17 protein-coding genes, 1 other RNA gene and 1 pseudogene are annotated in these 21,770 nt (G+C 60.3%); 15 read left to right on the top strand and 4 right to left on the bottom strand.

The features are described 5' to 3' along the window. The 7 genes from F8N80_RS03975 (at position 1) to F8N80_RS32020 (ending at position 9,946) form a co-directional block, all read left to right on the top strand. The gene (locus tag F8N80_RS03975; protein ID WP_150745401.1) at positions 1-660 is read left to right on the top strand and encodes a GntR family transcriptional regulator; all 660 of its coding nucleotides are present in this window, start codon (positions 1-3) and stop codon (positions 658-660) included. Between the two features lie 2 nt (positions 661-662). Beyond that, the gene (smc, locus tag F8N80_RS03970) at positions 663-4,151 is read left to right on the top strand and encodes a chromosome segregation protein SMC (RefSeq protein WP_150783249.1); all 3,489 of its coding nucleotides are present in this window, start codon (positions 663-665) and stop codon (positions 4,149-4,151) included. A 267-nt stretch (positions 4,152-4,418) separates the two neighbouring features. Continuing rightward, positions 4,419-5,273, top strand: coding sequence for a cell division protein ZipA (zipA, locus tag F8N80_RS03965; RefSeq protein ID WP_150745399.1), 855 nt, complete (start codon positions 4,419-4,421; stop codon positions 5,271-5,273). A gap of 153 nt (positions 5,274-5,426) precedes the next feature. Further along, entirely contained in the window at positions 5,427-7,784 is a 2,358-nt protein-coding gene (ligA, locus tag F8N80_RS03960) for an NAD-dependent DNA ligase LigA (RefSeq protein WP_150783248.1), read from the top strand. A 139-nt stretch (positions 7,785-7,923) separates the two neighbouring features. Further along, complete coding sequence (locus F8N80_RS03955; protein WP_150745397.1) at positions 7,924-9,090, top strand: zinc-binding metallopeptidase family protein; 1,167 nt, start codon at positions 7,924-7,926, stop codon at positions 9,088-9,090. A gap of 100 nt (positions 9,091-9,190) precedes the next feature. Next, positions 9,191-9,287: signal recognition particle sRNA small type (gene ffs, locus F8N80_RS03950), an RNA gene on the top strand. A 239-nt stretch (positions 9,288-9,526) separates the two neighbouring features. After that, a complete protein-coding gene (locus F8N80_RS32020) occupies positions 9,527-9,946 on the top strand; it encodes a Rap1a/Tai family immunity protein (protein WP_224790634.1) in 420 nt (139 codons plus the stop codon). A 311-nt stretch (positions 9,947-10,257) separates the two neighbouring features. On the opposite strand, the gene F8N80_RS03945 is transcribed toward F8N80_RS32020, so the two are convergent. Further along, on the bottom strand, positions 10,258-10,449 hold the full coding sequence (locus tag F8N80_RS03945; RefSeq protein WP_150745396.1) for a hypothetical protein: 192 nt from the start codon (positions 10,447-10,449) through the stop codon (positions 10,258-10,260). A gap of 442 nt (positions 10,450-10,891) precedes the next feature. After that, a pseudogene (locus F8N80_RS03940) lies at positions 10,892-11,140 on the bottom strand (helix-turn-helix domain-containing protein); the annotation flags it as partial. An 8-nt stretch (positions 11,141-11,148) separates the two neighbouring features. Here F8N80_RS03940 and F8N80_RS32095 point away from each other — a divergent pair. From F8N80_RS32095 to F8N80_RS03920, 3 genes are all read left to right on the top strand, one after another. Further along, the gene (locus F8N80_RS32095; RefSeq protein ID WP_440131178.1) at positions 11,149-11,301 is read left to right on the top strand and encodes a hypothetical protein; all 153 of its coding nucleotides are present in this window, start codon (positions 11,149-11,151) and stop codon (positions 11,299-11,301) included. A gap of 263 nt (positions 11,302-11,564) precedes the next feature. Beyond that, positions 11,565-13,658 (top strand): DNA polymerase III subunit gamma/tau, encoded by a 2,094-nt coding sequence (gene dnaX, locus F8N80_RS03925; protein ID WP_150783247.1) that lies wholly within the window; start codon positions 11,565-11,567, stop codon positions 13,656-13,658. A 66-nt stretch (positions 13,659-13,724) separates the two neighbouring features. After that, positions 13,725-14,063, top strand: coding sequence for a YbaB/EbfC family nucleoid-associated protein (locus tag F8N80_RS03920; RefSeq protein ID WP_008028561.1), 339 nt, complete (start codon positions 13,725-13,727; stop codon positions 14,061-14,063). 208 nt (positions 14,064-14,271) lie between these two features. On the opposite strand, the gene F8N80_RS03915 is transcribed toward F8N80_RS03920, so the two are convergent. Continuing rightward, positions 14,272-15,762 carry an aldehyde dehydrogenase family protein gene (locus F8N80_RS03915; RefSeq protein WP_150745392.1) on the bottom strand — a complete coding sequence of 497 codons (1,491 nt, stop codon included), beginning with the start codon at positions 15,760-15,762 and terminating at the stop codon, positions 14,272-14,274. A 272-nt stretch (positions 15,763-16,034) separates the two neighbouring features. On the opposite strand from F8N80_RS03915, the gene F8N80_RS03910 reads away from it, so the two are divergent. Beyond that, complete coding sequence (locus tag F8N80_RS03910) at positions 16,035-16,289, top strand: DUF1652 domain-containing protein (protein WP_150745391.1); 255 nt, start codon at positions 16,035-16,037, stop codon at positions 16,287-16,289. 50 nt (positions 16,290-16,339) lie between these two features. Here the strand turns inward: F8N80_RS03910 and F8N80_RS03905 are convergent, their stop codons facing one another. Further along, entirely contained in the window at positions 16,340-16,696 is a 357-nt protein-coding gene (locus tag F8N80_RS03905; protein ID WP_150745390.1) for a hypothetical protein, read from the bottom strand. Positions 16,697-17,038: 342 nt separating this feature from the next. Between F8N80_RS03905 and peaA the strand changes: the two genes are divergently transcribed. The 4 genes from peaA (at position 17,039) to peaD (ending at position 21,614) form a co-directional block, all read left to right on the top strand. Then, positions 17,039-18,619 carry a quinohemoprotein amine dehydrogenase subunit alpha gene (gene peaA, locus F8N80_RS03900; protein ID WP_150783246.1) on the top strand — a complete coding sequence of 527 codons (1,581 nt, stop codon included), beginning with the start codon at positions 17,039-17,041 and terminating at the stop codon, positions 18,617-18,619. 95 nt (positions 18,620-18,714) lie between these two features. Then, positions 18,715-20,145, top strand: coding sequence for a quinohemoprotein amine dehydrogenase maturation protein (gene peaB, locus F8N80_RS03895; protein ID WP_150783245.1), 1,431 nt, complete (start codon positions 18,715-18,717; stop codon positions 20,143-20,145). Position 20,146: 1 nt separating this feature from the next. Then, a complete protein-coding gene (gene qhpC / locus F8N80_RS03890; protein ID WP_008027961.1) occupies positions 20,147-20,470 on the top strand; it encodes a quinohemoprotein amine dehydrogenase subunit gamma in 324 nt (107 codons plus the stop codon). 25 nt (positions 20,471-20,495) lie between these two features. After that, a complete protein-coding gene (peaD, locus tag F8N80_RS03885; RefSeq protein WP_150783244.1) occupies positions 20,496-21,614 on the top strand; it encodes a quinohemoprotein amine dehydrogenase subunit beta in 1,119 nt (372 codons plus the stop codon). The last annotated feature ends 156 nt before the right edge of the window (positions 21,615-21,770 follow it).

Genomic DNA, 21,770 nt, shown 5'->3' with positions numbered 1-21,770 from the left:
ATGACGTTCAAGGCGCCGGACAGCCTCGCCGAGCAAATCGCTCACCACCTCGCCGAACGCATCATTCGTGGCGAAATGAAGCCCGGAGAGCGCATCCAGGAACAGAAGGTCACGCTGGCCCTCAATGTCAGCCGCGGTTCGGTTCGCGAAGCCTTGCTGATCCTCGAGCGGCGCCACTTGATCGCGATCCTGCCGCGACGGGGCGCCCATGTCACCGAGCTCACCGTCCACAAGGTGCAGAGCCTTTGCACGCTGATGAGCGAGTTGTACATCCTGCTCGGCAATGCCGTGGCCAGCGGCTGGCAAGTCCAGGCCGACATGGCGCCGTTCGTGCAGATCCAGCAGCGCCTGACCGCCAGCTACGAGCGTCAGGACATCCGCACCTTCGTCGATGACAGCTTCAACGTGATGCGCGCCGCGTACCCGTTTGCCAATAACCCGTACTTGCAGGAAACCGTCGAGAATCTGCAGCCGGCCATGAGCCGCGCGTATTTCCTCGCCCTGGACCAGCGCAAGGCCTCGATGAGCGAGTTCCTCGAGCTGTTCGAGCGCCTGCTCGCCGCCGTGCTGGCCCGTGACTTTGCGCAGATCCGCGTAGTGCTGACGGCGTATGCCCAGCGCAGCTGCGATCTGGTGGTCTCCGCCCTGACGGACGCTTAAGGGTGCGGCTCAAGTGCATCAAACTGGCGGGGTTCAAATCCTTCGTCGACCCGACCACGGTGAACTTCCCCAGTAACATGGCGGCGGTGGTCGGACCCAATGGTTGCGGCAAGTCGAACATCATCGACGCCGTCCGTTGGGTGATGGGCGAGAGCTCGGCCAAGAACCTGCGCGGCGAGTCGATGACCGATGTCATCTTCAACGGCTCCACCAGCCGCAAACCGGTGAGCCAGGCGAGCATCGAACTGGTGTTCGATAACTCCGATGGCACCTTGATCGGCGAATACGCGGCCTACGCCGAAATCTCCATTCGCCGCAAAGTGACCCGCGACAGCCAGAACAGTTATTTCCTCAACGGCGCCAAATGCCGTCGTCGTGACATCACCGACATCTTTCTCGGCACCGGCCTCGGCCCGCGCAGCTATTCGATCATCGAGCAGGGGATGATCTCCAAGCTGATCGAAGCCAAGCCGGAAGACCTGCGCAACTTCATCGAAGAAGCGGCCGGCATCTCCAAGTACAAGGAGCGCCGGCGGGAGACCGAAAACCGCATCCGCCGCACCCACGAGAACCTCGCCCGCCTGACCGACCTGCGCGAAGAGCTCGAGCGTCAGCTCGAACGCTTGCACCGCCAGGCTGAAGCCGCCAAGAAGTATCAGGAATACAAGGGCGAGGAGCGTCAGCTCAAGGCCCAGCTGTCGGCGCTGCGCTGGCAGGCGTTGAACGAGCAGGTCGGCCAGCGCGAAGCGATCATCGGCACTCAGGAAATCAGCTTCGAAGCGCTGGTGGCCGAGCAGCGCAATGCCGACGCGGCGATCGAACGCCTGCGCGACGGGCACCACGACCTGTCCGAACGCTTCAATCTGGTGCAGGGGCGCTTCTATTCGGTCGGCGGCGACATCGCCCGGGTCGAGCAGAGCATCCAGCACGGCCAGCAGCGCTTGCGCCAGTTGCAGGATGACTTGAAGGAAGCCGAGCGCGCGCGCCTGGAAACCGAATCGCACCTGGGTCACGACCGCACCTTGCTGCTGACCCTGGGCGAAGAGCTCGACATGCTCACCCCGGAGCAGGAAGTCACCAGCGCCGCCGCGGAAGAAGCGGCCGCCGCGCTGGAAGAATCCGAAACCACCATGCACGGCTGGCAGGAGCAGTGGGACACCTTCAACCTCACGGCGGCCGAGCCCCGTCGTCAGGCGGAAGTCCAGCAGTCGCGGATCCAGCAGCTGGAAACCGGCATGGAGCGCCTGGCCGATCGGCAGAAGCGTCTTGGCGAAGAGCGCACGTTGCTCTCGGCGGACCCGGAAGACGCGGCGATCATGGAGCTCGGCGAGCAGTTGGCCGCGAGTGAAGCGACCCTTGAAGACTTGCAGTCCAGCGAAGAAGCCCAGGTCGAACGCCTCGAGCAACTGCGTCAGGAACTGCAGCAAGCGCTGTCGGCGCAGCAGCAGGCCCAGGGTGATTTGCAGCGCCTCAACGGGCGCCTCGCTTCCCTGGAAGCCTTGCAGCAAGCCGCACTCGATCCGGGCACCGGCACCGCCCAATGGCTGCGCGAACAGCACCTGGCGGATCGCCCGCGCCTGGCCGAAGGCCTGAAGGTGCAAGCCGGTTGGGAGCTGGCGGTGGAGACCGTGCTCGGCGCCGATCTGCAAGCGGTGCTGGTGGACGATTTTGCCGATTTCGACCTGGCCGGGTTTGCCCAGGGCGATCTGCGTTTGCTCAGCCCGGCCAGCGATGGCATGTGTGTAGCTGGCAGCTTGCTCGACAAGGTCGAGGCGCAGATCGATCTGTCACCGTGGCTGGGGCAGGTCAAGCCGGTGGAAAATCTCGAACAGGCCTTGGCCTTGCGCAGTCAATTGAGCGCCGGCCAAAGTCTGATCAGCCGCGATGGATACTGGGTCGGACCGCACTTTTTGCGCGTGCGTCGGGCCAGCGAAGCGGAAAGCGGCGTGCTGGCCCGTGGCCAGGAAATCCAGCGCCTGGGCCTTGAGCGCGAAGAGCGCGAAGCCACGGTGGAAACCCTGGAAGCCCGTTTGCAAAACCTGCGGGCACAGCAACGTCAGCAGGAAAACGGTCGCGAACACCTGCGCCGTTTGCTGCAAGATGAAGCCCGTCAGCAAGGCGAATTGAAAGCCCGGTTGTCGGCCGGCAAAGCCAAGATCGAACAGCTGACATTACGCCGTACCCGCCTGGACGAAGAACTGGTCGAGCTCGGTGAACAACGCGCGCTGGAGCACGAAAACATCGGCGAAGCGCGCCTGCAACTGCAGGAAGCCCTCGACAGCATGGCGCTCGATACCGAGCAGCGCGAGTTGCTGCTGGCCCAGCGCGACAGCCTGCGCGAGCGCCTCGATCGGGTGCGGCAGGAAGCCCGGCAGCACAAGGATCACGCGCATCAACTGGCGGTGCGCCTGGGTTCGCTCAAGGCCCAGCACGATTCCACGCGTCAGGCGATGGAGCGGCTGGAGATGCAGTCCGAGCGCCTGACCGAAAAACGCGAACAGCTGAGCCTCAATCTGGAGGAGGGTGAGGCACCGCTGGAGGAGTTGCGCCTCACGCTCGAAGGGTTGCTCGACAAGCGCATGACCGTCGACGAAGCACTCAAGACCGCGCAGATCGCCCTGGAAGATGCCGATCGTGAATTGCGCGAAGCGGAAAAACGGCGTAACCAGGCCGAGCAGCAATCGCAATTGATCCGCGGCCAGCTCGAACAACAGCGCATGGAATGGCAAGCCCTGAGCGTACGCCGCAAGGCCCTCGAAGATCAGTTGCTCGAGGACGGCTACGACCTGCACGGCGTACTCGCCACCCTGGTGCCCGGGGCCAACGAGAAAGACGCCGAGGAGGAACTCGAACGCATCGCGGCGCGGATCCAGCGTCTCGGCGCGATCAACCTGGCGGCCATCGACGAATACCAGCAACAATCCGAGCGCAAACGTTATCTGGATGCGCAGAACGACGATCTGGTGGAGGCGCTGGACACCCTCGAGAATGTGATTCGCAAGATCGACAAGGAAACCCGAAACCGCTTCAAGGATACCTTTGATCAGATCAATGCCGGTATTCAGGCCCTTTTCCCAAAAGTTTTCGGTGGAGGCAGCGCGTATTTGGAACTGACGGGCGAAGATCTACTCGATACAGGGGTAACGATCATGGCGCGGCCGCCAGGAAAGAAGAACAGCACCATCCATTTGCTCTCCGGTGGCGAAAAAGCCCTGACCGCATTGGCCCTGGTATTTGCCATCTTCAAGTTGAATCCGGCGCCGTTCTGCATGCTCGATGAAGTTGACGCGCCACTGGATGACGCTAACGTTGGACGCTACGCACGGCTGGTCAAAGAGATGTCGCAGACGGTGCAGTTCATCTACATCACCCACAACAAGATCGCCATGGAAATGGCCGATCAACTGATGGGGGTGACGATGCACGAGCCGGGTTGCTCGCGTCTGGTGGCAGTGGATGTCGAGGAGGCGATGGCGATGGTCGAGGCCTGAGTCGCGGGCTTGCAGGACAATGCAGGGCACGTGTTCGTGAGAAGCGGGACGAATGACCGGTCGCTACTTGCTGGCCAGTCGACATATTCGCGCAAGCCAGAAGACAGACGGTGTAAAGTTGCCTTTGGTCGTGCTAGTTTAATGTCAATTTATCGTATATGTGGGCAAAACGCCTGTCAGAACATAGAGTTGGCGCCACGATTTAAAGCGGTTTACCAGTTGTAAACCCCTTATTTTTCAGCATTTTTTATAGAGGCACGGGATTACATGGAAATCGGTCTGCGCGAGTGGCTGATCGTCATCGGCATTATTGTCATTGCCGGTATTCTTTTCGACGGCTGGCGCCGCATGCGCGGCGGCAAGGGGAAACTGAAATTCCGTCTTGACCGCAATTTGTCCAATTTGTCGGAAGAGGACACCAGCGCCGAGCTGTTGGGTCCGCCCCGGGTGTTGGATACCCATAAAGAACCGCACTTGGACGAGCACGATCTGCCGTCGGTGAGCATGCCGGCCCGTGAACAGCGCGAATCGGGTTCCAAGCGCGGCAAGCGTGGCCACGGCGAGCCATCCCAGGGCGATATGAACCTCAACCTGGACCTGGAAAGCGGCCCGGGCTTCAGCAGCCGTGACGACGATTTCCCTGATGACACCAGGACTTCAGGCTCGGCCAGCGACAGGGAACAACCGCAAGCCGAAGAAGTGCTGGTGATCAGTGTGATCTGCCGTGACGCTGCCGGCTTCAAGGGCCCGGCACTGTTGCAGAATATTCTGGAAAGCGGTCTGCGCTTTGGCGAGATGGACATTTTCCACCGCCACGAAAGCATGGCCGGTAACGGCGAAGTCCTGTTCTCGATGGCCAATGCGGTCAAGCCGGGGGTTTTCGACCTGGATGACATCGACCACTTCAGCACGCCGGCGGTGAGCTTCTTCCTCGGCCTGCCGGGCCCGCGTCATCCCAAGCAAGCCTTCGACGTGATGGTGGCGGCGGCGCGCAAACTGTCCCAGGAACTGAACGGCGAACTGAAAGACGACCAGCGCAGCGTTTTGACTGCCCAGACCATCGAACACTACCGTCAGCGCATCGTCGAATTCGAACGCCGCGCCCTGACCCAGAAGCGCTGATCTGTAGGAGCCAGCGGTGCGACGATTCGACTTGCCGGCGAAGGCGATCTCACGTACGCCTTCGCCGGCAAGCCTGGCTCCTACAATGAATCTACGCCGCTTCAACAGATTGAGCAGCCTCGGCTGCTCTTTTGCATTATGAGAGAACACCCCATGACCGCCGCCAAAAAACGCATTCCAGAGCTGCGCGCCGAGCTGGATCAGCACAACTATCGCTACCACGTGCTGGACGAGCCGAGCATTCCGGACGCCGAATACGATCGGTTGTTCAACGAGCTCAAGGCCCTCGAAGCGGCCAATCCCGAATTGATCACCAGCGACTCGCCGACCCAGCGTGTCGGCAGCGCAGCGCTGTCGGCATTTACTCAAGTGCGCCACGAAGTGCCGATGCTCAGTCTCGGCAACGCCTTCGAAGAAACCGACATGCGCGAGTTCGATCGCCGGGTGAACGAGGGTCTGGATCTGCCGACTGGCGATTTGTTCGGTGCCGCCGCCGCGGTGGAATACAGCTGTGAACCCAAGCTCGATGGCCTGGCGGTCAGTCTGTTGTATCAGGATGGCGTACTGGTGCGCGGCGCGACCCGCGGCGATGGCACCACCGGTGAAGACATCAGCGTCAACGTGCGCACCGTGCGCAATATCCCGCTCAAGCTGCATGGCAGCGGCTGGCCGGCGACCCTGGAAGTGCGCGGCGAAGTGTTCATGTCCAAGGCCGGTTTCGAGCGGCTCAATGCCACGCAACTGGAAGTCGGCGCCAAGACCTTTGCCAATCCGCGTAACGCGGCGGCGGGCAGTTTGCGCCAGCTGGATTCGAAGATCACCGCCAACCGTCCGCTTGAATTCTGTTGCTACGGCATCGGCCAGATTTCAGCGGATATTGCCGACACGCACATTGGCAATCTCAAGCAACTCAAAGCCTGGGGCCTGCCGATCAGCCATGAGCTGCGACTGGCGTACGGCATCGATGAATGCCTGAATTACTACCGTGACATCGGTGAGCGCCGGAATGCGCTGCCCTATGAAATCGACGGCGTGGTGTTCAAGGTCAACAGCATTGCCTCCCAGCGTGAACTGGGTTTCCGTGCGCGGGAACCGCGCTGGGCCATCGCGCACAAATTCCCGGCCATGGAAGAACTCACCGAGTTGCTCGATGTGGAATTCCAGGTGGGCCGTACCGGTGCCGTGACGCCAGTGGCGCGCTTGAAACCGGTCAAGGTGGCCGGCGTCACCGTGGCCAATGCGACCTTGCACAACATGGACGAGGTCGCGCGCCTGGGCTTGATGATCGGCGACACGGTGATCATCCGTCGCGCCGGCGACGTGATTCCGCAGGTGGTGCAAGTGGTCACCGAGCGCCGCCCGGACGATGCCCGGCCGGTGCAGATCCCCGAGCAGTGCCCGGTGTGCGGTTCCCATGTCGAGCGCACGCAACTGGTCAAGCGCAGCAAGGGGCGCGAGACCGTCAGCGAAGGCGCGGTGTATCGCTGCGTGGGTCGGCTGGCCTGCGGTGCGCAACTCAAGCAGGCGATCATTCACTTCGTCTCCCGTCGCGCCATGGACATCGAAGGCCTGGGCGACAAGAGCGTCGAGCAGCTGGTGGATGAAGGCCTGGTGAGTTCGCCGGCAGATCTGTATGCCCTGAAGTTCGACGACATCGTCGATCTGGAAGGTTTTGCCGAACTGTCGAGCAACAAATTGCTCAGTGCGATCGAGGACAGCAAGCAGCCAGGCCTGGCACGCTTCATCTACGCCCTCGGGATTCCCGACGTCGGTGAAGAGACAGCCAAGGTGCTGGCACGCTCTCTCGGCTCGCTGGAGCGAGTCCGGCAGGCATTGCCGCAAGTGCTCACGTACTTGCCGGATGTCGGACTGGAAGTGGCTCACGAGATCCACAGCTTCTTCGAAGATGCGCACAACCAGCAGGTGATCAAGGAACTGCTCAAGCACGGCCTGCAGATTCAGGATCAGGGCGAGCTGGGCGCCGAATTTTCCGCCAGCACCACCCTCGGCGGTTTCCTCGACAAGCTGCACATACCGTCGGTAGGACCGGGCGGGGCGCAGAAGCTGGCTGACAAGTTTGGATCGCTGGAAGCGGTGATGAATGCCGACTGGCTGGACATGCGTCAGGCGTTGCCGGAGAAGCAGGCGAATTCGGTTCGGGAGTTTTTCGCGCTGGCGCAGAATCGTCAGCTCGCTGAGGCCGCTGAAAAGCAGCTGCGCGATTTCGGCATGCACTGGCAGAGCGAGAAGAAAGTCGTCGAAGGCTTGCCGCTGGCTGGGCAGACCTGGGTGTTGACCGGTTCGCTGGAGCTGATGAGCCGTGATATCGCCAAAGACAAACTTGAAAGCCTCGGTGCCAAAGTGGCTGGCTCGGTGTCGGCCAAGACCCACTGCGTGGTCGCCGGGCCGGGTGCCGGTTCCAAGTTGGCCAAGGCCAATGAACTGGGGTTGAAAGTGCTGGATGAAGAAGCGTTTGTCGTGTTCCTGGGCAAGCACGATATTTCGGTGTGATGCCCTTCGCGAGCAAGTCGGAGCGGCGGTGCGACGATTCGACTTGCTCGCGAAGGCAATAGTTGCCGTTGCGCAAAAAGCGGGAACGATCCCGGTCTGAGAATGATCTAGTCTTGGCCAGTCCCAGGGAGAGATCGCCATGTACCGCTTCTTCGAGCAGCTCAGCTCACGCATCGCCGCGCCTTTCATGGCCGAGAGCTTGCGCAACAGCAAAGTCTGGCAGTGCCGCTGCGGGCAGTCGCTGTTCTTTCGCAACAGCCAGTGCCTGGCCTGTTCGGCTGCGCTGGGTTATCAACCCGAGCAAAGCCGCCTGTCCTCGCTGCAGCCCGGCTTGCAGGCGGACACCTGGCTGCTCGACGCCGATCCCGAGGCGGGCGTGTTCCGCCGCTGCGCCAATCTCGACGCCCCGGCCGCCTGCAACTGGCTGCTCCCGGCCAACGATCATGATGCGCTGTGCATCGCCTGTAGCCTGAACCACACCATTCCCGACCTGTCGATTCCTGAAAACCATGAACGCTGGCGCAAGGTCGAAACCGCCAAGCGGCGTCTGGTCGCGCAGCTGATCAGTCTGGGTTTACGGGTGATGCCAAAGACCCTGGATGAAGAGAGAGGCCTGGCCTTTGACTTCATCGGCGTCGACCTCGAAGGCCAGTCACCGACCACCGGTCACGCCAATGGCCTGATCACCCTCGATATCAAGGAAGCCGACGACGCCCATCGCGAGCAGGTCCGGGTGCAGATGCACGAACCGTATCGCACGCTGCTCGGGCACTTTCGTCACGAAGTGGGGCATTACTATTGGGACCGCCTGATCGCCAACAGCCACTGGCTGGAACCGTTCCGCGATTTGTTCGGCGACGATCGCGCCGGCTACGCCGATGCCCTCGAGCGCCACTATCAACAAGGCGCGCCGCTCGACTGGCAACAACAGTGCGTCAGTGCCTACGCGACCATGCATCCGTGGGAGGACTGGGCCGAAACCTGGGCTCACTACCTGCACATGATGGACGCAGTGGACACCGCATTGGGATTCGGCATGAGCGCCCGGGAACTGGACTTCGACTACCAGCCATTCCCCTCCAGCACCCTCTACGACCCGCAGCATCCCGGAGGGGCGGCGTTCCTGTCATTCGTCAACGCATGGATCGAACTGGCCGGCATGCTCAACGAACTGTCGCGCAGCATGGGCCAGCCGGATTTCTATCCCTTCGTCCTGCCACCGGCGGTGATCGCCAAGCTGCACTTCATCCACCTGGTGATCCAGCAGGAGGGTGGCAGGGCGGATGAGGTGTTGGCATGTCCTTGAACGGGCTCATTTTTTTTAATCCATCCGAACGGTTGTAACTTCTTCTCAGATAGGTACAATGGCGCGGCTCGCCGTCAGGTGAGCGTCGTTATGGTGACCCCATCGGTCCCCCCGCAACGATCAACCGTGAACCCGGTCAGGCCTGGAAGGGAGCAGCCGCAGCGGTGACATTGTGTGCCGGGGTGTGGCTGGTGGGGTTACCACCTATCTCTAAATCCTTGACTCTACAAGGATTTTTCAGTCAAAAATCTCGAAGTGTGACAGCGTTCAGGGACACCTGAGTGGTGCACTGCACTGCGCTTTGCATTCCAGCTTGAGAGCGTGCGGGAAACGGACAGGACGACCCTTGCCCTGATTCTGAACAATTCTGCAGCGCGACTACCACCAGCCTCCTCAAAGGCTAACCTTCCTTGAATCATGGGGGGATTATACTTTGATGACTCGGATCGGATGGGTGGCACCGGTAGCGCTGGCGGTCCTGGTGTCACTGGAGTGTGGGCAAGCCCTCGCAGACGGGCACAATTTGCTCATGGCCTGCAAAATGGTCAAGCAGAACAGCCCAACTGACTACAACGCCCTTGAGAGCGGTCTATGCATCGGGTTGGTCCAAGGAGTCCGCCAAACGCTAGTGGCGTACGCAGACCTGCTACCGAAAGAATATCGCGTCTGCATTCCACGGGCAGTTAACAATGAACAGAGCGTGGGAGTCGTCGTCAGTTATCTGGAGGATCACCCCAACGAGCTATACCTGCCGGAAGTAGCTCTGGCGATTCAGGCACACCGAGAGGCATACGTCTGCAAATCAAGCAGCGTCTCAGGTGAGCCAATCGGGTCGCTGCGAAAGAATGTCCGCTGATGTGTGTTTATATTGTATTGGTTATGTGCAGGGCCGCAAGGTCATGGGTGTCACCTTCCTGGAGCTGTTCCAGTGTCAATAATCATGTATGACGCTCTAGCGTGAATAGGGGCATGGGCGAAGGGAGCGGCGTTCCACAAGTGAAGGGCGAAAGAGGATTATCCTATAAAGGCATCAGTGGTCCTTGAATACTTCCTTGTTACTGGTCGATGGAAGTTCTTTGTCCCATCCATACCACTTTGCAATACCCATCACTATCAGTAGCCAGGTCATGACAATCACAATCAACAGAAAAATGAATTTGGGTATGTTCATAGGATGTATCCCTGTTGTTTTACGTTCATTTGACCAGGCCCTGGTTTCATAACGCGCTTCTGCACATTCAACTCACTCACCACAGGCGTTATGTCTTCAAGTGAAAGCAACAATGCTGCACCACAGACTAGAGTAAACCACGTTGTGGTCAGGATGAGCAGGAACACAACCAGTTGATTCGGTTTCATGCTGGCTACCGTTTGGAGTGGAGATTCATTGTTCCGTCTTTCAATGAGGCTCTTCGCTAACGTTGGCGGATAGAGGTAAAGGCTTTGACGTGGCTAGCACTATCACACCTGTTACCAGGGCGGACCAAGAAACACCGAGCACTAGCAGAAGTATAACAAGTTGGTATGGTTTCATTTCGATGTTCAGCTCCGTAGGTGATGAAGAGATCACCTTGAGACTAGTTCATTGTCATGTTTAGGAAAGTGCAGTTCGTCGAATAATAATCCCCAATTAGTTGCCGATAAATGTCCAGTTTTGTTACATGTGTTTCAGTTATGTAACTTGATAGATGGCCTGGAATCCACACTCCATGGAACTTTGAGGTTCTGGCGCAGGCGTGGCACATAAAAAGGAGACGGACTTTATCAAGCAGACAAGTCAGCCTCCTTTTTTATTACTGCACTAAGGCTTGGACAAGACCTGGTCAACCGCTGCAATCAGTTTTCCCAGATCCTTCGGGGTGGCTTTATGAATGACGCCGAACAGGTATGCCCGCTGTTCATCTTCATCGCCCGGATCGGCGAAAAAGGCTTTCAGTGTCACCCCCAGCACCTCGGCAAGCAGGAACAGGGTCTCCACGCTGGGGGTATTGGTGCCGGTTTCGAAGCGACTGATGGTCTTGGGGTCAAAACCGGTTTTTTCGCCGAGTTCGTTTTCATGTGTTCGACGTGTACCGGGATCGGGAAGTCAAGGTCACGCACCAGACCGTCGAGCGAGTGCGTCAGGCGCTGGTGATGCTGGCTCGCAAGCTTGCTCGGGTGGTATTCGCCTTGCTGAAAGGGCAAAGCGAATATCAGCCAAAAGTCAGTTGAGGGGGGTCCCCTCAACCATAGAATCTCCCACAGATGACGGTTTGCCGGGCTCTCCACCGACATGGAGCCGGATAATGTCATCGATCTCCCCGGTCATTTTCATTCGCAGCAAGGCGCGCAGAATGCGTTGCACAGGTGCTTTGGGGTCGTTACGCACGTAGCAACCGCGAATCTTGGCCAGATTAGACGAGCGCACCGGATGCAATTTCGGCCTTGCTCCGCTAGCATTAGCCGCTTCTGTTCCTTGGTTGCGACGGTTTTCGATGAGTTATCAGGTTCTTGCACGTAAATGGCGTCCGCGCTCGTTTGGCGAAATGGTCGGCCAGACCCATGTGCTCAAGGCTCTGATCAATGCCTTGGACAGCCAGCGGCTGCACCATGCCTATCTGTTCACCGGTACCCGTGGCGTGGGCAAGACCACCATCGCGCGGATCATCGCCAAATGCCTGAACTGTGAAACAGGTATCACTTCGACGCCTTGCGGCGAGTGCTCGGTGTGCCGCGAGATCGATGAAGGCCGTTTCGTCGACCTGATCGAGATCGACGCCGCGAGCCGGACCAAGGTCGAAGATACCCGCGAGCTGCTCGACAACGTGCAGTACGCCCCGAGTCGCGGGCGCTTCAAGGTCTACCTGATCGACGAAGTGCACATGCTTTCCAGCCATTCCTTCAATGCGCTGTTGAAAACCCTCGAAGAGCCGCCGCCCTACGTCAAGTTCATCCTGGCCACCACCGACCCGCAGAAACTTCCTGCAACGATTTTGTCGCGGTGCCTGCAGTTCTCCCTGAAAAACATGACACCGGAGCGCGTGGTCGAGCATTTGACCCACGTGCTGAGTGTCGAGAACGTGCCGTTCGAAGACGATGCGCTGTGGCTGCTGGGCCGCGCCGCCGATGGTTCGATGCGCGATGCCATGAGCCTGACCGACCAGGCGATCGCGTTCGGTGAAGGCAAGGTCATGGCCGCCGATGTGCGGGCCATGCTTGGCACGCTCGATCACGGGCAGGTCTACGACGTTTTGCATGCGCTGATCGAGGGCGACGCCAAGGCGTTGCTCGAAGCCGTGCGTCACCTGGCCGAACAAGGCCCGGACTGGAACGGCGTACTCTCGGAAATTCTCAACGTGCTGCACCGTGTCGCCATCGCCCAGGCCTTGCCTGAAGGCGTCGACAACGGTCACGGCGACCGTGATCGGGTGTTGGCCCTGGCCCAGGCCCTGCCGGCCGAAGATGTGCAGTTCTATTATCAGATGGGCTTGATCGGACGCCGCGACTTGCCGTTGGCGCCGGATCCCCGGGGTGGTTTCGAAATGGTCCTGCTGCGCATGCTCGCCTTCCGGCCGGCAGACACCGCGGACGCTCCGAGGCATTCGCTAAAGACAGTGGGGATCAGCCAGGCCACAGTTGATTCCGCCCATTCAGTGGCTGCCGCGCGAGTGGCTGCGCCGGTAGTTGCACCGGTCGTCTCTGCACCGGTTGCGCCAGTGATTGCTCCAGCTCCAGCTCCAGCTCCAGTGCCACCAGTGCCTGTGCCGGAAGCAGTCGCACCGGTCATCGTGCCCGAGCCGGTGATCGAGGCGGTAGCAGTCGAGGCCGTCGTCGACCTGCCGTGGAACGACCCGGTAGACCCCGAAGTCGTCCAGCAGCCCGCAGTCGAACCGGTTCTGGAAACCGCCGCTGAACAACCCGAATTGCCGCCGATGCCATTGCCGACGCCCGACAGCGTCGTGCCGGACGCCCCGGAGTGGGCCGCAGCGCCGATCCCGGAACCCTCCGTGAGCGAAGTCGATGCGGCAACGCCGGGCATGGACCTGGACGACGAGCCGCCGCTGGACGAGGACTACATCGAGCCGGACATGGATTCGTCCTACAGCTACCTGGACGACCTGGCCAGTGAGCATGCCGCCGAACCGGCTCCGGAGCCCGAACCAGAGCCGGCCGCCATGCCGGCTACCGGTTTGGCCCTGCAATGGCTGGAACTGTTCCCGAAACTGCCGATCTCCGGCATGACCGGGAGCATCGCCGCCAACTGTACCTTGATCGCCGTAGAGGGCGATCACTGGCTATTGCACCTGGACCCGGCCCATAGCGCCTTGTTCAACGCGACCCAGCAACGACGTCTCAACGAAGCGTTGAACCAGCATCACGGGCGTACGCTGACCCTGAGCATGGAGCTGATCAAGCCGGAGCAGGAAACGCCGGCCCAGGCCGCGTCCCGCCGACGGGTCAATCGTCAGCGCGAGGCCGAGGAATCGATCCACGGTGATCCGTTCATCCAGCAAATGATGCAGCAGTTCGGTGCTGTGGTCCGTAACGATACTATTGAACCTGTCGAAGCCCTGGTCAGTCAGGGCTAATAACTGAAGGCATTTGGCCCCAATGGCCGGATGCTGTTTTTATCCAAGTACCTTGAGGTGATTACCATGATGAAGGGTGGCATGGCCGGCCTGATGAAGCAGGCGCAGCAGATGCAGGAAAAAATGGCCAAGATGCAGGAAGAGCTGGCCAACGCCGAAGTGACCGGTAAAGCCGGCGGCGACATGGTCACCGTGGTCATGACCGGTCGTCACGACGTCAAGCGCGTGACCATCGACCCAAGCCTGGTCGAAGGCCTGAGCGAAGACGACAAGGAGATGCTGGAGGCGGTATTCGCCGCCGCCGTCAACGATGCCGTGCGCAAGATCGAAGCCAACAGCCAGGACAAAATGTCCGGCATGACCGCAGGCATGCAACTGCCGCCGGGCATGAAACTGCCGTTCTGATCCACCACGATCACACGTTCATCCTGAACAAACGCGCCCCCCTGTAGGAGCAAGCTTGCTCGCGATGGACGTCAACGATAACGCGTTCATCCTGAATGAACGCGTTAGCTGTAGGAGCGAGGCTTGCCCGCGAAGAACGATGACGCGCTGTGCCTGAACGACCGCAGCGCCTGGTTCGCGGGCAAGCCTCGCTCCTACAAAGAGCGGGTCACAGCTTGATCAACACCGACTTCAACTCGGTGTAATGCTCGATCGCCGCATACCCCATTTCCCGCCCAACCCCCGACATCTTGTACCCGCCGAACGGCAGCGCCGGGTCCAGGGCGCTGTGGCAATTAACCCACACCGAGCCCGACTTGATCCGCGGAATCATCCGGTGCACCGCCGCCAGATCATTGGACCAGACACTCGCTCCCAACCCATAGGGACTGTCATTGGCCATGCGCAACGCATCGGCTTCGTCATCGAAGGGTATCGCCACCAGCACCGGACCGAAGATTTCTTCCTGCACCAGCGAGTGCTGCTGATCGACATCGACAATAACCGTCGGCTTGACGAAGAACCCCGGCCCGAACTGCTCACCGCCGCAAGCGATGGTCGCGCCACTTTCCCGGCCCATTTCGATGTAGCGGTACACCCGCTCCTGCTGGCGCGCCGAGATCAGCGGCCCCATCTCGACACTCGGGTCCAGGCCGTTGCCGAGCTTCATGGCGTTGGCAATGTCGGCGATGTCCGCCACCACATTGTCGAAGTGCTTGCGCTGCACATACAGCCTCGACCCGGCACAGCAGACCTGGCCCTGATTGAAGAAAATCGCGCTGGCGGCACCCGCGGCGGCGGTCTTGAGGTCGGCATCGGCCATGACGATGGTGGGGGATTTGCCGCCCAGTTCCAGGGTGACCCGAGTCATGGAGTCCATGGCGATCTTGCCGATCTGCTTGCCCACGGCGGTGGAACCGGTGAAGGTCAGCTTGTCCACCAGCGGATTGTGGGTCAGCGCCGAGCCCGCAGTGATGCCCGTGCCGGTCACCACGTTGAACACGCCGGCGGGGTACCCGGCTTCCAGCACCAGTTCGGCGAGTTTCAATGCGCTCAGAGGGGTTTCGTCGGCGGGCTTGAGCACCACGGTGCAGCCGGTGGCGAGGGCCGGGCCGAGTTTCCAGCAGGCCAACAGCAGCGGAAAGTTCCAGGCGACGATGGCCCCGACCACGCCCACTGCTTCGCGACGGATGAAACTGTGGAATTGATCGTTGGGCATCAACGGCATCGACACTTCGACGCTGGAGCCTTCGATCTTGGTCGCCCAGCCCGCCATATAGCGCAGGAAGTCGATGGACAGCTGCACGTCCATGACCTGGGCAACCGCGGCGCTTTTGCCGTTGTTCAGGCATTCCAGTTGCGCCAGCAGTTCGGCGTCGCGCTCCATGAGGTCGGCGAGTTTCCACAGCAGGTTCTGCCGCTCCCGCGGCCGGGTGCGGGTCCAGGCCGAATCATCGAAAGCCTGGCGCGCGGCCAGTACGGCACGGTCGACATCCTCCGGTGTGGCCCGTGGCACCACGCACAGCACTTCGCCGGTGGCCGGGTTGTGCAGGGGCATGGTCTGGCCGTCGGCGGCCTCGACCCAGTCACCGCCGATAAGCATGCGCGGGGCGCGCTGGATGAATGCCGAGGTGGCGGGAAGCAGATAGGGGAGGGACATGGCGAGGCCTCTTGTTGTTCATGAGAACCGGGCTTTCGCAATGGCTGTGCCAAGTGCCCGCAAATGCAGGGCCGCCCTTTGCCTGCGGGGTTCAGGGGCACTCAAGGGAATGGAGGGGCTGCGGGACTGTTGCAAATTGCGACAATATGAGACGACGAGCAACCGGGTTGCGACCTTGAGGCTCCCGGTATTGAGGAATAGAATTTTCTGGCTCGGTGGGTGAAATGGCGGACCGTTCATCCGGCAATACATCTGGCGCGAGGGAGGTAGTAATGTTCCTTTCAATACTGGAAATTCAAAACATCATCGAACACCAAATGCTGCCCGCCGTGTGCACGTGCGTCATGGAGGCAGACCAGACCCTGACCATTCGGGTCTGCGACTGCGTGACTGGCAAAGTAGATCTGGTGGCGACCCATGTTCCCCTGTGGACACTGGACAGTCCCCATGCCATCGCCTCGCTGTTGGCGGACATGCGGCAAGAAATCGAGGCTCACAAAAGCACTCAGCCCACGTATAGCATCTGAATCGGCGTCAGGCCGCACCATCGGAATAGGTTGCGGCCTGCGTTGATCGATCAGGTGGAAAACTTCCGGTAAATCTCGTCGTATGTGTTGCCATCCACGGCAGCGAGCAGCTTCCTGTCATCCTTGAGCGTCGCCAGAAAAGTCACTTCGGTTTCCTTGCCGGCCAACATGAAACCGGCAATGGCCCCGATGGGACCGAGCAGCATGGCGCCAGCGACGCCGAAGCCGATGGCATCCTTGATGTTGTTGATCGAACCCTCATTGGCCACTTCCATGCGCTTGAATGAAGAGAGCGGCAGGTTAATGCCGGGCCACGGGTGAAGCGACGTCCTCAGAGTGAAAACGCCGTCTCTGTACTCACCATCACCCTGCAGAAAGTCCCCCGCCAGGACAGTGATGCTTGCCATTTTTTATCCCCTGTCGGCCATCGGTGAATACCCATTTCGCGCTAGCGGGGGATTGTCGTCAATCGTCGGGCGATGAACTGTTCCGGCCGCGGTATCCATGCTGTCTCAGAGTGCAACAACTGTCGCGATATTAGACGCAGTCGATCTCGTCCAGACGCGACTAGCAGGTCTTGTCTTCACGTAACTGCTTGATAGAAAAGGGTATCGGCAAGCTGGCACGCTCCGTGTATTGCTCATCGCAGACGTTTCTCCTGCCTGGGCCAGCGGTTCGCCGCCGATGGCAGAAACCATAAAAACGATAAGCCACAAAAATAAGAAAGCACCGTGCGAGGTTCGACGTTGATGAAGAGAAAACTCCGATCAGGCCTGAGTGCCAGCCTGCTGGCCGTGGCGGCCTGTGTGGCGCTGCATTCGCCTTACAGCCTGGCAGCTCGCGATGCCCAGACCATCCTCAAGGAAACCTGTCAGGGCTGCCATACCCCCGAAGCGGACAACGCCCTGAGCCGCATCAGTCACCAGCGCAAGACCCCGGAAGGCTGGCTGATGAGCATCGCCCGCATGCAGGTCATGCATGGGTTGCAGATCAGCGATGACGACCGCCGTACCCTGGTCAAATACCTGGCCGACACCCAGGGTCTGGCCCCGAGCGAAACCGATGGCGTGCGTTATGCCCTGGAGCGCCGGCTCAATACCGTTGAAAAATTCGACGACCAGACCAGCCAGATGTGTGGCCGCTGCCACTCCGGTGCACGGGTGGCCCTGCAACGGCGTCCGGCCCAGGAATGGGAGCGTCTGGTGAACTTCCACCTCGGCCAATGGCCGTCCCTGGAATACCAGGCCCTGGCCCGGGATCGCGACTGGTTCGACCTGGCCCGCAAAGAGATGGTGCCGCTATTGGCCAAGCGTTATCCGCTGGACAACCCGGCCTGGAAAAAATGGCTGAGCACCGCACCCAAATCCGACGCCCTGGTGGGTGACTGGAGCTTCAGTGGTCACTTGCCGGGTAAAGGTGAACTGGCTGGCGTAATGAGCGTCAGTGCCGATGGCGGTGACACCTTCAAGGTCAGCGTCAAAGGCCAATACACCGACGGCAGCCCGTTCAACGGCGACGGCAGCGCGATTCTCTATACCGGTTACGAATGGCGCGGCAACGTGAGCATCGACGGCGTGACCATGCGCCAGGTGTTCGCCGCCCAGGGCAATGCCCTGCAAGGCCGGATGTTCGAGGCCGAGCATGACGAACGCGGTCTGGACTTCATCGCCGCCAAACAGGGTTCCAGTCGTTTGCTGGCGGTGCAGCCGGATTATCTTAAGGCTGGCGCCGAAACGGCAGTCACCCTGATCGGCAGCGGTCTGACCGGTAAGCCGAACTTCGGCAAAGGGGTGGAAGTGGTCGAAGTCGTCGAGCAGACCCCGGAACGGATCAAGGTCAAGCTCAAGGCCGCTGCCAATGCCCAGCCGGGTCTGCGCAACGTCACCGTCGGCACGCTGAAAGGCCCGACGTTGTCGGTCTACAGCAAAATCGCTTCGGTCAAAGTCGTGCCGGAATTTTCCGTGGCACGGATCGGTGAGGGCGGTGGTTCGACGCCGAAAGTCCAGGGTCGGTTCGATGCCGAAGCCTGGGGCAAGGGCGCCGACGGCGAGCCGTATCGCATCGGCGTATTCCCGGCGCAGTGGTCGGTCGAAGCCTTTGACGATCGCGCCAGGGAAGACGAAGACGTCAAGTTCGCCGGCACCATGCAGGCCGACAGCGGCGTGTTCACCCCAGGGGACGCGGGGCCGAACCCGCAACGCAAAATGTCCACCAACAACGCCGGCAACCTCAAGGTGATCGCCGCCGTCGACGACGCAGGGAAATCCCTGACCGGCGAGGGCCACATGATCGTCACCGTGCAACGCTGGAACAATCCACCCATTCCATGAGGTCGAGAACGTGAGCTGGCTGGCTGTTCACCGTTTCAAACACTTTTCGGAATGACCGCAGGCCCCGTAAAACGGGGTTTGCACAGGAGGTTGCAATGGGCGCTATCTTGAATCTGGTCGAGCGGAACCTGCACGAAGTGCACGTCGATGCCGACCGCATGCTGTTTCACATCCCCAGCAGTTCGCTGTTCGCCAGCGATGAGCTGACGGGCACCATCATCGACACCTTGCGCGGTCCCGGTTGTTCGTCGGACGACCTGATCCAGCGCCTGGCCGCGCGCTTCAACGGTGAAGAAATCACTGAAACCCTGCGCGAGCTGATGTCCCTGGAGCTGGTCAGCGACGGCTCGCCACTGACCCCGGACATCGGCACCAAACGGGTCGAGCGCACGGCGATCAATACCGTGGTGCTCAACGTCAACACCGGCTGCAACCTGAGCTGCACCTACTGCTACAAGGAAGACCTGGACAAGCCGTCGGCCGGCAAGAAGATGGACGTCGAAACGGCAGTTGCCTCGATAGAAATGCTGCTGCGCGAATCCCCGGATGAAGAGCGCTTTACGGTGGTGTTTTTTGGCGGCGAGCCGCTGAGCAATCGCAAGCTGATCGAGTACATGGTCAACTATTGCGAGAAGCGATTCCGCGAAGCCGGCAAGTTCGTCGAGTTCGTCATGACCACCAACGCGACGCTGCTTACCGAAGAGACCGTGGACTATCTGAATGCCCACCGGTTCGGGCTCTCGGTGAGCATCGACGGGCCAAAAACCGTGCACGACCGCAACCGCATCACCGTGGGCGGGCAGGGCACTTACGACGTGGTGCGGCGTAAAGCCGAGATGCTGCTGTCGCGCTACAACAGCCGTCCGGTCGGTGCGCGGGTGACCTTGACCACCGGCGTCACCGACGTCGAAACCATCTGGGATCACCTGTTCAACGAACTGGGGTTTGCCGAGGTCGGGTTTGCCCCGGTGACCTCCGGTGACATCAGCACCTTCAACCTCTCCAGTGACGAGTTGATCGAGGTCTTCGCCAACATGAAGAAACTCGGCCGTCGTTACCTGGAAGCGGCGCTGGAGCACCGCAACATCGGGTTCTCCAACCTGCACCAGTTGATCACCGACATCCACGAAGGCCACAAGAAAGCTTTGCCCTGCGGCGCGGGCCTGAAGATGCTGGCGGTGGATCACAAGGGCGAACTGAACCTGTGCCACCGCTTTACCGGTTCATCGTTGCCGACCTTCGGTAACGTGCACAGCGGGGTGAAACAGGTCGAGTTGAACGACTTCCTGTCCCAGCGCCTGGACCGCACCAACACCGGCTGCGAGGACTGCCAGATCCGCAACCTGTGCTCCGGCGGCTGCTACCACGAGAGCTACGCCCGGTACGGCGACCCGACCCACCCGACCTATCACTACTGCGAACTGATGCGTGACTGGGTCGACTTCGGCATCGAGGTCTACACCCGGATCATGGCCCACAACCCTGCGTTTATCAGCAGCTACATCACTCCGCGCAAGGCTCACTGATATGAAACATCTCAAGGCAATCAATAACAAAGCGCTGAAACTCGATGAGGCCGCGGCCGAAAACCGCATCGAAGAAGTGGTGGCGATGAGTTCCGTCGCGGGCTGCGCCTCGACCACCGACCCGGGTTGGGAGATCGATGCGTTCGGCGGGGTGTCGTCGCTGTGCCAGCCGATGGAAGCCGACCTTTATGGTTGCTCCGACCCTTGCTGGTGGCCGGCCCAGGTGCCCGACATGATGAGCACCTACCCGGACTGGAACAAGGATGCCCAGGCGTCCAACGACAATTGGCGCAACCTCGGCACTGTCTTTCCTAAAGACAAGTGACCGGACCGAGAAGAAGGATTCCAGCATGCCTAGCATCAACGCCTGCGGCCTGGCCGCTTTCGCCGTCCTGAGCGCCTGTTCGCTCAATGTTCTGGCCGATGAAATCACTGCGCTCGAAACCGGTCACGAGTACATGGTGACCACCAATTACCCGAACAACCTGCACGTCATCGACCTGGCCACGGACACACTGTTCAAGACCTGCAAGATGCCCGACGCCTTCGGCCCCGGCAGCGTGCAGTTGTCGCCGGACCGCAAGACCGCCTACGTGCTGAACAACCACTACGCCGATGTCTACGGCGTCGAGCTGGACAGCTGCAAGCAGGTGTTCCACGCCAGCATCACCCAGAAGCCGGGGGAAAAAGCGAGGTCCATGTTCGCCTTCACCGTCAGTCACGACGGCAAGGAGTTGTTCACCATCGCCAACCCGACATTGATGCTTAATGACCGTTATGAAGTGCAGCAGCCTCGACTGGATGTCTATGCCACCGACGCCGGCCTGGACGCCAGGCCGCTGCGCAGTTTCCCGGCACCACGGCAGCTGACCATCATGCAGAGCGGCGACGACGGCACGCTGTATGTGGCGGGGGCGGATGTCTACAAGGTCGATGTGAACACCGGCAAGTTCGACGTGCTGATCCCCAGCCGTCACTGGAAACGCCCGAACTACAGCGCACCGGATGTGCTTTACGTGTGGAACCAGCAGACCTTTCGCCATGACTTCTCGCTGCTCTACACCGCGGCGAAATTCAAGGACAAGAAGCAGGACCCGGCCACCGCCGAGTACCTCTACGGTCTGTTCAGCATCGACCTGAAAACCGGCAAGACCGAAACCACCGACTTCGGCCCGCTGACGGAAATCTATTTCAGCGGCATGCGCTCACCGAAGGATCCGAACCTGATGTTCGGCGTGCTCAACCGTCTGGCCAAGTACGACATCAAGCAGAAGAAAATGCTCCAGGCGGCGACCCTGGATCACTCCTACTACTGCATTTCATTCAACAAGGCCGGGAGCAAGATCTACCTGGCCGGGACGTTCAACGATGTGGCGATCTTCGATCCCGAGACCATGAAGCAGATAGGCAATATCAAATTGCCGGGTGGGGATATGGCGATCACCACCGCGCAGATATTTGTCCGGTAATTGCAGCGCCTGTGCTGACGCCTTCGCGGGCAAGCCCGCTTGTATGCTAGGACTTGAAGGGAGGAGAAGGGACAAAGCCCGATTCTGACTGTTGACGCAGTACAGATCCGTGGGAGATTTCGCCCCTCCTCCTTTCACCCAAGCGCCGATAAAGAA

Origin of the sequence: Pseudomonas fluorescens, assembly GCF_902497995.1 — a bacterium.
GTDB classification, from domain to species: Bacteria; Pseudomonadota; Gammaproteobacteria; order Pseudomonadales; family Pseudomonadaceae; genus Aquipseudomonas; species Aquipseudomonas fluorescens_BK.
Note: the sequence above shows the minus strand (reverse complement) of the source record. Positions and strands in the feature narration are given on the sequence as shown.

Bases quoted from the DNA above. Each gene is read 5' to 3' on its own strand.
- F8N80_RS03920 (WP_008028561.1), top strand. From the start codon at position 13,725: ATGATGAAGGGTGGCATGGCCGGCCTGATGAAGCAGGCGCAGCAGATG.
- F8N80_RS32020 (WP_224790634.1), top strand. From the start codon at position 9,527: ATGACTCGGATCGGATGGGTGGCACCGGTAGCGCTGGCGGTCCTGGTG.
- peaB (WP_150783245.1), top strand. From the start codon at position 18,715: ATGGGCGCTATCTTGAATCTGGTCGAGCGGAACCTGCACGAAGTGCAC.
- peaA (WP_150783246.1), top strand. From the start codon at position 17,039: ATGAAGAGAAAACTCCGATCAGGCCTGAGTGCCAGCCTGCTGGCCGTG.
- F8N80_RS03955 (WP_150745397.1), top strand. From the start codon at position 7,924: ATGTACCGCTTCTTCGAGCAGCTCAGCTCACGCATCGCCGCGCCTTTC.
- qhpC (WP_008027961.1), top strand. From the start codon at position 20,147: ATGAAACATCTCAAGGCAATCAATAACAAAGCGCTGAAACTCGATGAG.
- ligA (WP_150783248.1), top strand. From the start codon at position 5,427: ATGACCGCCGCCAAAAAACGCATTCCAGAGCTGCGCGCCGAGCTGGAT.
- zipA (WP_150745399.1), top strand. From the start codon at position 4,419: ATGGAAATCGGTCTGCGCGAGTGGCTGATCGTCATCGGCATTATTGTC.
- F8N80_RS03945 (WP_150745396.1), bottom strand. From the start codon at position 10,449: ATGAAACCGAATCAACTGGTTGTGTTCCTGCTCATCCTGACCACAACG.
- dnaX (WP_150783247.1), top strand. From the start codon at position 11,565: ATGAGTTATCAGGTTCTTGCACGTAAATGGCGTCCGCGCTCGTTTGGC.
- F8N80_RS03915 (WP_150745392.1), bottom strand. From the start codon at position 15,762: ATGTCCCTCCCCTATCTGCTTCCCGCCACCTCGGCATTCATCCAGCGC.
- F8N80_RS03910 (WP_150745391.1), top strand. From the start codon at position 16,035: ATGTTCCTTTCAATACTGGAAATTCAAAACATCATCGAACACCAAATG.
- F8N80_RS03975 (WP_150745401.1), top strand. From the start codon at position 1: ATGACGTTCAAGGCGCCGGACAGCCTCGCCGAGCAAATCGCTCACCAC.
- peaD (WP_150783244.1), top strand. From the start codon at position 20,496: ATGCCTAGCATCAACGCCTGCGGCCTGGCCGCTTTCGCCGTCCTGAGC.
- F8N80_RS03905 (WP_150745390.1), bottom strand. From the start codon at position 16,696: ATGGCAAGCATCACTGTCCTGGCGGGGGACTTTCTGCAGGGTGATGGT.